This window comes from Alicyclobacillus vulcanalis (genome assembly GCF_900156755.1).
GTDB lineage: Bacteria > Bacillota > Bacilli > Alicyclobacillales > Alicyclobacillaceae > Alicyclobacillus > Alicyclobacillus vulcanalis.
This window is the reverse complement of the sequence record NZ_FTOO01000001.1, coordinates 94,020-106,808: the sequence shown is the minus strand read 5'-3', so window position 1 is coordinate 106,808 and position 12,789 is coordinate 94,020. Positions and strand designations below refer to the sequence as shown.

The following is a 12,789-nucleotide window of genomic DNA, read 5'->3' as shown; positions in this document are numbered from 1 at the left end:
GTGGCCGCGCCCTCTGTGGTGAAATTGCCAGATCCCGAGGCACCATTCCGATACGGAATCTCACGCCTGCACCGCCAGCACCTGCTCCAACAGCACGTCTTCCGGCACGGCACCCTCCAGCGAACAGGCCTCCGAATCGTTGATCACCGTCTTCGGTACGCCATAGACGTTAAATCGAGTCGCCCAATCAGGAAACTCGGTGGCTTCGACCATGCTCGCCGTGATCAAAGGCGACTCCATCGCAAAGCGGTGTGCCAGCCGAACAGCCGCTGGGCAGTATGGACAAGTCGGCGTGACGAAGACCTTCAGGTCCACAGGCTTCGCCAGCTGCGCCAGGCGCGCTTTCGTCGCTGGAGACAGGCCGGAGTCCCCGCTGGACAACATGCGAATCCCGTCCAACAGGGTTGCAAATTCGTACCCAGAAGGTGCCCCGTAGAATCGGACACCGTAGTCCTTGCGCGATCCGTCCGTCAGCACAAGGGCCGGCACCCGGTCTACGCCGTATGTTTTGGCCTCTTCCTCATCGACGTACAGGTTGTGGATCTCGAGCGTGAGCTGATCCGACAGTTCAGCAACCTGCCGCAACAGGCTGCGAATCTCAGGACACGTCGCACAGCCGAGAGACGCTTCGAAGAACTTGATGACCACGGGCTGTTGCAAATCCGCAAGCCGTTCCCGGATGGCAGATTGATCCCGAGCCGATAGCATTCCTATCCCTCCTCGCGTTCATTGACTTCCGCGGATACCGTACTGACACCTATATACCCATACGGGTATATAGGTGTCAAGACCCACGTGAAGGGCGTCCGGCTTCACCTGCCTGCACGCGGCTGGGAAGAGGACCGCGCAAATCTGGCCTCACGGCGCTCAGCGCGATGTTGTGCAGGGTCGAGAGGTCGCGCTCGGCCAAGGGTCAGGGCATGTTCGGAGGCAAACGAAAAGGCCGCCTCCCCATTCCGGAGAAGCGGCCCGTGCCCTATGGAGCGGGTGAGGGGAGTCGAACCCCCGCCGCCAGCTTGGAAGGCTGGAGTTCTACCGTTGAACTACACCCGCGCGTCACGACATAGACAATACCAGATTCGTGGTATGGATTCAAGTGCAAACCTTCCGCGTTCGGGGCGGAAGCCACGTGTGTGGACCATGCGGCAGGCCGCTTCGAACGCAGCCTGCCGTCTCCATGGCGCGAAGCCTGCGCACATCGTGCCGACGGCCGTGATCGTCCCTGCAACCCTGGCCTCGTCACACCCACTTCGTCAGTAGGCGTTGTTGTAGGCCGGCACGAGCAAGAAGAACAGCACGAAGATGATCAGAAACACGACGGCCCACTGCGTATAGGCACCAAAGCAACCGCCGTACATGGTCGTCCCTCCCTCCGTGAGGATCACCACCACGATACGGCGTGCGGTGCCGTTCCGACGCGGTATTCGCCGCGTACCGCACGATGTGGGTACAAGTACCCCCTCCTCACGCGGCCGATGCTCGCACGTTGTGCCGCCAAACCATGTCCCAGACAAGAATCAGGAGAAGCTGCACAAAGGCCCCTATCAAGCAGCCCATCCACGTCGTCACGGAGATGCAGGTGAAGATGACGCCGAGCGCGATGCTCAGGCCGATACCCCACCGGTAAAAGACATCCTTTCGCATCCATCCATTGGCTTGCCCGGTCACGTCCCAGTGCGACGTCACGCGATCCGGCACGCGCGGTTGATACCTTTGCCACAAAGCCATGTGAACCATGAGGATGGCGGTGGTCAGGGCGAGCGTGAGGGCGGCCGCGACGGGATGTAGCTGGATTGCGCCAAGCGCGGGTGCCGGTGCGAGCGCTCCCATGTGCGCGGCTCGCGCAAGCTCATCCACCCCTGGGGTTCCGAGAACCACGAACCTGTGGCCATCGGAAAGAGCGAGTGTCGGAGAGCCCTGCACGACGTACACGTTCGCAACTTGGCCGTTATTCAAGCGAAAGACGCCGTCCTGATAGCCCGGCGCGCTCGTGCCCATGAGGCGCTCGGCGAGCCCATACGGACCACTGGCACTCACCCAAGCGGCATGAGCGCGCGCGAGATCCACTTCGGCGATGCCGCCGCTCGTGCGAATCTGAAGGATCCCGTGAACCACGCGCCAACCGCTTCGCAAAATGACCACGATGTTGTAGATGGCGGTCAACACCATCAAAAAGGCTGGCGCAAAGGGAAGGATGACCCGTTCCAACAAGCCACCGCGGCCGTGTCGCAAAAACATGCGGCGCGCGAACATGCCGGTCACGAACAACAGCACGGCAACGCCGAGACAAATCCAGAGACTTGGACTGCGCAAAGCGAAACTGAACGAGGGCTCATATCCAACACCTGTCGGCATCTTGGCCACCCCTTCGCACATGTGCCGTGGACAACACACGGGACACCTCATAGAATGCATCACTCTATAAGGAAGGAGGACGATGAGATCATGGAAAAGCGAACAAAGCCCGTGGTCATCGTGCTTTCGCCGGGACAACGCGTCCTTGTGGTCGCGCGCAACAAGCGCAAGCACCACAAGTGACTTCGCTCACCTCCACGCCTTTTCCTGTTCAGGATACGCATGCATGTTCGGCTCATGAATCTTGTCTCAGCTTCTCAAAAGCACATGGCCCCGAATCCGTCCCGTCACCGGGTGATTCGGGGCGCTCCCCAACGATAATGGGCCCACCAGGGCTTGAACCTGGGACCAACCGGTTATGAGCCGGCCGCTCTGACCAACTGAGCTATGGGCCCTCGCTTTCTTTTCACAGTATATCACATAGGGACCATGTTGTCACTGCTCGAAGGAACGCACCGCATGGCTCGAAGCCATGCGGCGCCCATGCTCCCTCGGCTCCGTCAGGCGAGTGTGACAGGCCCGACCTCCACGCCCTCGAACAGGACGACGCGCGCAGGCGCGGCATCGATTCCCGTCAACTTGAGCGGCAGCGCAACCATGAAATATTCGCCCGGCGGAACATCCTTGAGTCGAAGCCCCTCGAGCACCACAATCTCCCTCGACAACAAGGTCACGTGCGTGGCATGACTCGGCTGCGAACGTTCGACGCCGAGCCCGTCTGTCCCCACGACGCGCACGCCCACCTCCGCGAGATACTGCGCGCCGTCTTCCTTCAGATAGATGAACTCAAAGTTAAACGCCTCTTCAAACGAATTTCTCGTCTTGAACAGGAGAAACTCTCCGGCCTTCGGCCCATGGCTCTCCAAGTCGTCCCGGCCGATCCCGTCCGTGACACCCGTCAAGTCAATGACCCGGCACGGGCCAATCAACTTGTCCAACCGAACCGCTTCAATCGTCTTGCCGCCCGGGATCATGTGAAGCTCCGCGTCGACGTGCGTACCCGTGTGCGCATCCATGTGCAACCGAGTCTCATGTGCAGATCCGGTCGTGAAGTCGGACGTCGTCTCGAACTTGGGGCGCTTCTCGTCCTTGTTCTTATAGACCTGCATCCCCTCGTGGATGAGCATGCTGACGTCGTAAACCTTGACCATTTAGCGCTGCACCTCCACGAGATGGCCGACCGAACGCTCCAGGTCCTGCATGGGCGACTCATTGCCATAGAGCGGCCACCACAGGCCTGGGTTGGGTTGGACGAGATCGTCGGATGCCTTTGGGCCCCAGGTGCCGGCCTTGTACGTGTCGAGCGGCACGCGATCTTCGGCAAACGCGTGCGCGATGGGATCGACAAACTTCCACGCGAGCGCCACCTCGTCCCAGCGGGTGAAGAAGGTGGAGTCGCCGTGCATGGCGTCGTGCAACAGTCGCTCGTAGGCCTCTGGCGATTTGTCGGCTGGCTGGCTGAACTCGAGTGCCACCGGGACGACGACATTCTCGGTGCCCGGGCGCTTGACGTTGAGCTGCAGATACATGCCCTCCACCGGGTTGATGCGAATGACAAGCAGGTTCGGCCCGAGCTTCCCGTTCTGATTGAAGTACAGGTGTTCCGGCATGTTGCGGAACTGAATCACGATCTCGGTCGACTTCTTCGGCATCCGCTTGCCGGTGCGGATGTAGAACGGCACCCCAGCCCACCGGAAGTTGTCGATGAACAGTTTCGCCGCCACGAACGTTTCCGTCTTCGAGTCCGGCGCAACCCCTGGCTCCTCGCGATAACCCGGCACCGCCTTGCCGTCGATCTCGCCCGCGGCATACTGACCCCGCACGACGTACTGGCTCACTTCGTCCTCCCGGTAGGCTCGGAGCGATCGCAGCACCTTGACCTTCTCGTCGCGGATGGCCTCGGTATGCAGGCGGCTCGGCGGCTCCATTGCCACCATCATCACCATCTGCAGCATGTGGTTCTGCACCATATCGCGGAGCGCGCCCGCCGTTTCATAATACGAGGCGCGGTCCTCCACGCCGACCGTTTCACTCGACGTAATTTGCACGCACGAGATGGACCGGTTGTCCCAGAGCGGGCCAAACATCGAGTTCGCGAAGCGAATCACCTCGATGTTCTGGACCATCTCCTTACCGAGATAGTGGTCGATGCGGAAAATCTCATCTTCCGAAAAGGCGGTGGACAACTCTTGGTTCAACTGAGCAGCGGACTGGTAGTCATGCCCAAACGGCTTCTCGATGATGAGCCTGCGCCAGCCCTTCGTGTCGGCGAGCCCCGCCTTCTTCAGATTGAGTGCCGTTTCCCCGAAAAAGCGCGGCGCCATCGACAGATAGAACAGGCGGTTCCCGCCGTGGTCCTTTTCTTTCTCGATCTCGCCCACGAAATCGGCGAGCTTGCGGAAGTCGTCTTCGTTATCCACGTTGCCCGCGATGTAGTGAATGCGCGGCGCGAGTCGCGCCCACACATCCGCCTCGATCCCTTCTTTCACAAAGGCATCGAGCGCCTTCTTCACCTCGCCGCGGAACGTCTCATCGGTGTAACTGCGGCGCGCGGTCCCCACGATGCTCATGCCGTCCGGCAAAAGCCCCTTCTTCTCGAGCTGATACAGGGCTGGGAACAACTTGCGGTGGGCGAGATCGCCCGTCGCGCCGAACAGCACAAACACGTGCGGCGGCACCTGCCTGCGGGTGTTGACCTGGCTCTCCACTCCCATAGCACTCCATCTCCTCTTTGTATATCAGTCCGCTTCCATTCTACACAAAGTCGTCACGGACATACAGAGGCCGAGCGGATGCCCGCTCGGCCCTAGTCTTCGATTTTTGGACAGATGTTATGTCGCATCCCGCACGGCATCGCCCTCGCGGGCCTGCTGACGCGCGAGTTCCCAGCGAAGGTACGCATGAATGAAGGGGTCGATCTCGCCGTCCATGACGGCCTGCGTGTTCGACGTCTCGTGATTCGTGCGGTGGTCCTTCACCAGCGAATACGGATGAAAGACATACGACCGAATTTGGCTGCCCCAGGCGATCTCCTTTTGCTCGCCGCGCAACTGCGCGAGCTCCTGCTCCCGCTCCTCGCGGCGCTTCGCCGCCAAGCGCGACTTGAGGATCTCCATCGCGCGGGCTCGGTTTTGAATTTGGGACCGCTCGCTCTGGCATGTCACGACAATGCCGGTGGGAATGTGCGTAATGCGCACCGCTGAGTCCGTGGTATTCACGTGCTGACCGCCGGCACCGGTGGAACGGTAGGTGTCGATCCGGAGTTCCTCCGGTCGGATCTCGATGGACTGGTCATCCTCAGCGATCTCCGGAATCACATCGACCGACGCAAACGACGTGTGGCGCCGTCCCGACGCGTCAAAGGGAGAGATGCGGACCAAGCGGTGCACGCCCTTTTCGGCCTTCAGATAGCCGTAGGCGTTGTGCCCCTTGATGAGAAGCGTAGCGCTCTTCGTGCCCGCTTCTTCGCCTGGCAGATAGTCAAGCACCTCGACCTTATAACCGTGGTCTTCCGCCCAACGCGTATACATGCGGAGAAGCATCGACGCCCAGTCCTGCGACTCCGTTCCGCCCGCCCCGGGATGAAGTTCCAGGATCGCGTTGTTCTTGTCGTACTCGCCCGACAGCATGAGCTGCAGCTCAAACGCGTCCATCTCCGACTTCAGCTGATCCGCCAATCGGTTGGCCTCGGCGAAGAGGTCGTGATCGTCCTCCTCCTGCGCCAACTGCAGCGCCACCTCGGCGTCCTGATGAAGCGATTCGAGGCGCTTCATCGTGTCGACGACGGATTTGACGCCGTTCATCTCGGAGATGATCTTCTGAGCGCGGTCGGGATTGTCCCAGAAGTCGGGCGCGGCCATCAGGGCCTCGAGCGTCGCGATGCGGTGTTCTTTGCCCGCGACGTCAAAGAGACCTCCCGAAGTCCGCCAACCGCGTGGCCATACTCTTCAGTTCCTGGCGAAGCTCGCCGTACGTCTCTGCCATTGCTCCATCACTCCTTGCGGTGTTTCGCTCGTTATTGTATCAAACGGCAGGCCGCCGCGTGCGCAGGCTGGGCGGCGGTCAGCCGCCACGCACCATTCCGCCCGTGGGCGCAATCGTTTCAAGGGCGCCGCCTGCCGCTCTGCTCTCATCCGCATGAGAGGACCGCCTGCTTCGGTCGCCTCAGCCCCCCTGAACGGGCACGGCGCCGTGCGCCACCGGCTGCTGTGGAACCGCCTGGACGTTCGCCTTGAACACGTACAGGATGACCTCTTCCTCAATGGAATGGATCATGGCCTCAAACATCTCGAAGCCCTCTTTCTGATAGATGACGAGCGGATCCGCCTGTCCATACGATCGCAGGTGCACGCTCTGGCGGAATTGGTCCATCGCGTCGATGTGATCCATCCACTTGGAGTCCACGGCTCGAAGCAGGACAAGTCGCTCGAGCTGGTGCATAATCTCGCCCAGCTCCTCGCGCCGCTTGTCGTAATTCGCCTTGCCAAGCTCAAGGAGGCGTTCCTTGATCTCGTCGCGATCCAGCTTTCGGAGCTCGTCGACCGTCACCTGGCCCGGGTTCAGGAAGTGGTGCTCCGCGTACTGAACGAGCGCCTGCAGATCCCAGTCCTCCGGCACCTGCTCCTCGGAGCAATAGACCTCGAGCATGTGATCGATCAGATCTTCAAGCATGCCCTCGACAATGCCGCGCAGGTCTTCCCGTTCAAGGATTTGCCTGCGTTGGCGGTAAATGACCTCACGCTGCTTATTCAGCACGTCGTCGTAACGGAGCACGTGCTTGCGGAGGTCGTAGTTGTTGCCCTCCACCTTCTTCTGCGCGCGCTCAAGGGCATTGGTGAGCATCTTTTGCTCGATGGGCTGATCCTCTTCGAGGCCAAGCCGATCCATCAGCCGCTTGATGTTGTCCGAACCGAAGAGGCGCAGCAAGTCGTCCTCGAGCGAGAGGAAAAACTGCGAAGATCCCGGATCTCCTTGGCGCCCGGCGCGGCCGCGAAGCTGGTTGTCGATCCGCCGACTCTCGTGCCGCTCCGTGCCGATGATGTGCAGGCCGCCGAGTTCCGCGACGCCCTCGCCGAGGATGATGTCCGTGCCGCGCCCCGCCATGTTGGTCGCGATGGTGACCATGCCGCGTTGACCCGCGAGCGCGACGATCTCGGCCTCTCGCTCGTGATGCTTGGCATTCAATACCTGGTGCGGGATCCCGCGCTCGTGCAGCATGCGCGAGAGAAGCTCCGACTTCTCAATGGACGTGGTGCCGACGAGCACCGGCTGCCCCTTGGCATGCCGACGCGCCACCTCTTCGACCACCGCACGGAACTTGGCCCGCTCCGTCTTGTACACGACGTCGTCGAGATCCGTGCGAATCATGGGTCGGTTGGTCGGGATGACCACGACGTCCATGCCGTAGATCTCGATGAATTCCTTCTCCTCCGTCTTCGCGGTGCCCGTCATGCCGGCCAGCTTCTCGTACATGCGGAAGTAGTTCTGGAGGGTGATGGTCGCGAGCGTCTTCGACTCATTCTGAACCTTGACGCCCTCCTTCGCCTCGATGGCCTGATGCAGGCCCTCGCTGTACCGGCGCCCGTGCAGGATGCGGCCCGTGAACTCGTCAACGATGTGTACCTCGTCGCCGATCACGACGTAATCCTTGTCGCGCTTCATGAGGCCGTGTGCCTTCAGCGCCTGCGTGATGTGGTGCATCAAGGTGACGTTTTCCGGATCAAACAGATTCTCCACGCGGAAGAACTGCTCCGCCTTTTTCACGCCCGACTCCGTCAGGTTGGCGGTGCGCATCTTTTCGTCGACTTCGTAATCTTCGCCCGGCTTCAGGCGGCGCACCAGCATATCCGCGCGAAAATACAAATCGGCCGACTTTTCAGCCGGTCCCGAGATGATGAGCGGCGTCCTCGCCTCATCGATCAGGATAGAGTCCACCTCGTCGACGATGGCGTAGTGCAGCTTGCGCTGGACCATGTCCTCGAGCGACATCACCATGTTGTCGCGCAGATAGTCAAACCCAAACTCGTTATTGGTTCCGTACGTGATGTCCGCGCGGTACGCCTCGCGCTTCTGCGCCGGCGTCATGTCGGGACCGTTGTAGCCGACCGTGAGGCCCAGGAATCGATGCACCTTCCCCGTGTACTCCGCGTCGCGCTTCGCGAGATAATCGTTGACCGTGACGACGTGCACGCCTTCGCCGGTCAGCGCGTTCAAGTACGCCGGAAGCGTCGCGACGAGCGTCTTACCTTCGCCCGTCTTCATCTCGGCCACGCGGCCTTCGTGCAACACGATGCCGCCCATGAGCTGCACGTCAAAATGACGCTGACCCAGCACCCGCTTCGCGGCTTCGCGAACCACGGCAAAGGCTTCGTACAAAAGATTGTCCAACTTTTCGCCGTTTGCGAGCCGCTCGCGGAACTTGGCCGTCATCGAGCGCAGTTCCTCATCCGACATCGATTCAAATTGGGATTCTAATGCGTTGATCCGATCCACCATGCGGCGCAATCGGGCAATTTCACGTTCGTTCGAGTTGAAGACCTGTTTGAGGAGTCCCACCGAACGGTCACACCCCCATGTGCGGTGAACTTCTAAAGCCTCATTCTACCCCATTCTCTAACCGCAGACAACGCACAAGGAAATGTGTATTATCAAGGTAGAATGGTTGCAAACATCGCGGATCAACAAACGGAGTGAACTGTATTGAAGGGAAACAGACTCTTGTCTATCGTCATTCCTGCGTACAACGCGGAACGGTGGATACGCGAAACCTTGGAATCCGCCGTACGTCAAACCTACGAGCCGAAGGAAATCTTGGTTGTTGACGACGGTTCATCCGACCAAACCGCACAGATTGTCGAACATTACTGCGATCGAGGCGTGCACTTATTTCGGAACGGCGTCAATCGAGGCGCCAACTATACATACAATTTTGGTCTTTTACACGCGAATGGCGAATACCTCACGTTCCTCGACGCAGACGACGTTCTCATGCCACAGTACAGTTCTCGGGTCATTGAAGCGATGGAGATGAACGGAGCGGACATCGGCTTCTCTGACCTTTTCGCCTTGGAAGGAGACGTACCTCGGCAGACTCGATTATACGGACAACCACGACATCCCTCCTTTCGCTTTATATTTGGAGGAGAAGATCACACGTTTCCAAGCAACCCGGATCTCCTTCGAAAGATGATTCTCCAAGGCGTGCACATCAGCCCGCGCGCCATTTACCGTCGCTCACTTTTTCTCGACTGTGGTATTGAAGATCGACGCTTGCGTATCTCACACGATTGGCTTCGACACGTATCCTTTTTGCTTCATGGCGCCAAGTGCGTGTTCGTGTCTGAAGCCCTTGGCTATTATCGAATTCACAACGCAGGTAATTCACAAAAAGACCCTCTCGCAAGTTTGATCGATCAATGTCGGGCGACCGAGATTATTCTGAGCGAATATGCACATTTGATGTCCTCAGAAGAGCAAATAATTGCCCGTCAGATGCGCGACGCCACTCGGGAGCGACTGTTTAGTCATTTGGCGCGCTCGTCGCTTTCGAATCGGCAAATCGCGATGTTCCTCATTGAACATCAAATCTTCATATGACGTGTGCACGCTCGTTACGAATGAATAAATTACACGTTATTCCTTTGAAAAACCATCCTGGTTCCGGAGGGGTTTCGGTTGCGATTCGATCTCATCGTTGTGGGTGCTGGTCTATGTGGTGCTACGGTCGCAGAACGGGCCGCGCGACAACTGGGCATGAGTGTCCTCGTCGTGGAGCGACGCCGCCACATTGCCGGCAACGCTTACGATGAATACGACGAGCACGGGCTTTTCATTCACCGATACGGTCCGCATATTTTTCACACCAACAGTGAGCGCGTCTTTCACTATCTGAGTCAATTTACGTCGTGGCGCATTTATCAGCATAGAGTTCGAGCGATGGTGGACGGCCAGCTTGTGCCCGTGCCAGTCAACCTGGACACCATTGCCGCTCTCTATCATGTCAGTGTTGACGAGCCGCGTCTACCGTCTCTCATCCAGCAGGACATCGTGGCTGTGCCTCGCGTCGAGAATTCTCGAGACGTCGTTGTGAGTCGAATGGGCACCCGTGTATACGAAAAAATTTTTAAAAACTACACGAAAAAACAGTGGGGGCTTAATCCAGAAGCTCTTGCACCCTCGGTTTGTGGCCGAATTGCGATTCGAATGAATCGAGATGATCGGTATTTCACAGATCGCTATCAAGGTATCCCTTCGCATGGATACACAAAGATGGTGGAGCGCATGTTGAGCCACCCCAACATTCACATTCTGCTTGGGACAGACTTTCGTGAGTTGAGAGGCAGCATTGACTACGATACATTGGTGTGGACCGGCCCTATCGACGAATACTATGATTTTCGATTCGGCAAGCTCCCGTACCGATCGCTGTCTTTTCAGCTCGCGTATCACGACACTGAGTTTGTGCAGCCAGTGGCGACCATCAACTGGCCAAACGAATACGACTTCACGCGTGTTACGGAAATGAAACACTTAACTGGACAATCCCATTCAAAAACCGTGCTCATGTACGAGTTTCCACAGTCAGACGGAGATCCGTATTATCCCGTGCCAAGTGACGAAAGCCAGCGACTCTACCTTCAGTATCAGACGCTTGCTCGCAAGGAGGAACGCGTGCATTTTCTTGGACGCCTCGGGACGTATCAATACTATAATATGGATCAAGTGGTGGCACAGGCTCTCCACTTTGTAGATACTGTGCTCGCCCGATGACCCTTACAGTTCGTCAGAGCGCTCCAGGAAACGTTGAGCCCGTCCGACGTGCAGACGGGCTCGGTGACGTCTCAAATGCTTCGCCCTTGAGTCGACTTGCTCATATGCCGTCGGGTTCAATTAGCCCGTAGTCGCCGTTTTTTCTTCTGTAAACCACGTTCATTTCGTCCGTGTCGGCGTTGGTGAACACGAAGAAGTCATGGCCAAGTAAATTCATTTGCAAAATGGCTTCTTGCACGGTCATAGGCTTCATCGCGAACCGCTTGACTCGAACCACTCGAAATTCATCACTGACGTCAAGTTCATCCGTCTTGGCTAGGACGACCCTTTGTTGATACAAAGCGTCACTCTCCCGTCCGGTCCGAGACCGCTGCCTTCGGGAAACCGTGAGCTTGTCTTTATAACGATGGATTTGCTCTTCAAGTCGATCTGCTGCGAGGTCTATGGAGGCATACATATCGGGGGATTTTTCTTCTACTCTAAAAATCACACCATAGGCATATACCGTCATTTCGACACGGTGGTCCGTTCCTTCGACAGCCATCGTGACGTAGACATGCTTGTCATTCTCGCCCTCGAAGAATCGCGCCAAGCGACTGATCCGTTTGTCGACGTACTGGTGCAATGCCGACGTGACAGCAATGTTGTCGCCGTGAACTTGAACCTTCATGGGCAACGCCTCCTTTTGGGGTGCTCCCATTATAGAGCGAACTCCACAAAAACAAAATGGTGCAGCGCATCGTTTTCGTTGTTCCAAGTTTAGCAAAGGGAGTGTCAAGATGAGTCGACCAGAGCACGGAACAACTCTTCCCGCCTATAAACGACTTCAAAAACTCGATCAGATGTGGAATGAATTTCTATCCGAGGTGCCTACGGAAGAGCGGTGGCTCCTCCTCCAAACGGTGTACACGTCCGCGACACGCCGGGCCCTACTGTCTACCCTTCCCTTGACGGATGGCGGATACGTCGCCGACTTAGGCTGCGGTTATGGCGCGCTCGTATTCGATTTAGCCAGCCTTTATCCCGTACACATTTGGGGATTGGATAGAAATCACGAAGCCATAGACGCGTGTCGCTCTTTCGAAGCTCTAGCCAGACAAGCGGGTGCATTACACCCCTCTAGTGTGCTTGAGTTTACCGTAACCGACGTGACGACGTTCGAGTTGCCGTACCCCATGGACGTGATTTGCGCGAGATTTGTCCTGCAACACCTGCGAGAACCAGAGAAAGCGGTTGTTCAAGCGGCCCGCAATCTCCGAACGGGAGGAATCTTGTGTCTCATCGACGTGGACGATGGTCTCTCCCTTGCGTATCCGCCAGATCCCCCAGCCTTGTCAACTGTCAAGACGAAGCTCATCGAACTTCAATTTACACAGGGCGGCGACCGCACCGTAGGTCGCAAGCTGGCGTCTTGGGTTGATCAAGCGGGGATGGACGTTGTGCAAACGCTTGTGCTGCCGACTTCACGCTATCAGTCCACGCCAGATAAGCGCACTAAGCATGTGTTACTGGCACAGTGGCAAGCCAGACGGAAGCAGCTCATCGAATCGGGAATCGTGGATGAGGTGCAATTTCAAAAGCTTATGGACCAAGCCAACCTTGAAGAGACCGGACCCCAGTTTAACATTCAAACAGAGATAGCCATTATCGCACGAAAGGCGTGAT

General features: G+C 57.9%; 10 protein-coding genes and 2 tRNA genes. 3 read left to right on the top strand and 9 right to left on the bottom strand.

Annotation, left to right across the window (positions count from 1 at the left end; translation table 11 throughout):
- Nucleotides 1–60: 60 nt before the first annotated feature.
- From pdo to secA, 8 genes are all read right to left on the bottom strand, one after another.
- Nucleotides 61–708, bottom strand: a complete 648-nt coding sequence (gene pdo / locus BW934_RS00570) for a protein disulfide oxidoreductase (protein WP_076344025.1) — start codon at nt 706–708, stop codon at nt 61–63.
- Between the two features lie 271 nt (nt 709–979).
- Nucleotides 980–1,053, bottom strand: a tRNA-Gly gene (locus BW934_RS00565).
- Between the two features lie 411 nt (nt 1,054–1,464).
- Nucleotides 1,465–2,355 carry an SdpI family protein gene (locus tag BW934_RS00560; protein WP_234969429.1) on the bottom strand — a complete coding sequence of 297 codons (891 nt, stop codon included), beginning with the start codon at nt 2,353–2,355 and terminating at the stop codon, nt 1,465–1,467.
- A 321-nt stretch (nt 2,356–2,676) separates the two neighbouring features.
- Nucleotides 2,677–2,750, bottom strand: a tRNA-Ile gene (locus BW934_RS00555).
- 105 nt (nt 2,751–2,855) lie between these two features.
- The gene (locus tag BW934_RS00550; RefSeq protein WP_076344021.1) at nt 2,856–3,506 is read right to left on the bottom strand and encodes a cyclase family protein; all 651 of its coding nucleotides are present in this window, start codon (nt 3,504–3,506) and stop codon (nt 2,856–2,858) included.
- Nucleotides 3,507–5,069 carry a glucose-6-phosphate dehydrogenase gene (gene zwf / locus BW934_RS00545; RefSeq protein WP_076344019.1) on the bottom strand — a complete coding sequence of 521 codons (1,563 nt, stop codon included), beginning with the start codon at nt 5,067–5,069 and terminating at the stop codon, nt 3,507–3,509.
- Nucleotides 5,070–5,186: 117 nt separating this feature from the next.
- Nucleotides 5,187–6,339 (bottom strand): peptide chain release factor 2 gene (gene prfB / locus BW934_RS00540; protein ID WP_200805700.1). Its coding sequence is split into 2 segments (ribosomal slippage): nt 5,187–6,260 and nt 6,262–6,339, totalling 1,152 coding nucleotides; the frame shifts between segments, so codons are not numbered across the junction.
- Nucleotides 6,340–6,519: 180 nt separating this feature from the next.
- Nucleotides 6,520–8,910: a preprotein translocase subunit SecA gene (secA, locus tag BW934_RS00535; protein ID WP_076344015.1), complete on the bottom strand. Its 2,391-nt coding sequence runs from the start codon at nt 8,908–8,910 to the stop codon at nt 6,520–6,522.
- A 162-nt stretch (nt 8,911–9,072) separates the two neighbouring features.
- Here secA and BW934_RS00530 point away from each other — a divergent pair, with 162 nt between their 5' ends.
- Nucleotides 9,073–9,951: a glycosyltransferase family 2 protein gene (locus BW934_RS00530; RefSeq protein ID WP_076344013.1), complete on the top strand. Its 879-nt coding sequence runs from the start codon at nt 9,073–9,075 to the stop codon at nt 9,949–9,951.
- 78 nt (nt 9,952–10,029) lie between these two features.
- Nucleotides 10,030–11,124 carry a UDP-galactopyranose mutase gene (glf, locus tag BW934_RS00525; RefSeq protein ID WP_076344011.1) on the top strand — a complete coding sequence of 365 codons (1,095 nt, stop codon included), beginning with the start codon at nt 10,030–10,032 and terminating at the stop codon, nt 11,122–11,124.
- 100 nt (nt 11,125–11,224) lie between these two features.
- On the opposite strand, the gene hpf is transcribed toward glf, so the two are convergent.
- Nucleotides 11,225–11,794 carry a ribosome hibernation-promoting factor, HPF/YfiA family gene (gene hpf, locus BW934_RS00520; protein ID WP_076344009.1) on the bottom strand — a complete coding sequence of 190 codons (570 nt, stop codon included), beginning with the start codon at nt 11,792–11,794 and terminating at the stop codon, nt 11,225–11,227.
- 109 nt (nt 11,795–11,903) lie between these two features.
- Here hpf and BW934_RS00515 point away from each other — a divergent pair, with 109 nt between their 5' ends.
- Nucleotides 11,904–12,788, top strand: a complete 885-nt coding sequence (locus BW934_RS00515) for a class I SAM-dependent methyltransferase (protein ID WP_076344007.1) — start codon at nt 11,904–11,906, stop codon at nt 12,786–12,788.
- Nucleotide 12,789: the final 1 nt, after the last annotated feature.

Excerpts from the sequence above, each read along its gene's own strand:
- hpf (WP_076344009.1), bottom strand. The coding sequence starts at position 11,794 with ATGAAGGTTCAAGTTCACGGCGACAACATTGCTGTCACGTCGGCATTG.
- BW934_RS00550 (WP_076344021.1), bottom strand. The coding sequence starts at position 3,506 with ATGGTCAAGGTTTACGACGTCAGCATGCTCATCCACGAGGGGATGCAG.
- BW934_RS00515 (WP_076344007.1), top strand. The coding sequence starts at position 11,904 with ATGAGTCGACCAGAGCACGGAACAACTCTTCCCGCCTATAAACGACTT.
- BW934_RS00560 (WP_234969429.1), bottom strand. The coding sequence starts at position 2,355 with ATGCCGACAGGTGTTGGATATGAGCCCTCGTTCAGTTTCGCTTTGCGC.
- zwf (WP_076344019.1), bottom strand. The coding sequence starts at position 5,069 with ATGGGAGTGGAGAGCCAGGTCAACACCCGCAGGCAGGTGCCGCCGCAC.
- pdo (WP_076344025.1), bottom strand. The coding sequence starts at position 708 with ATGCTATCGGCTCGGGATCAATCTGCCATCCGGGAACGGCTTGCGGAT.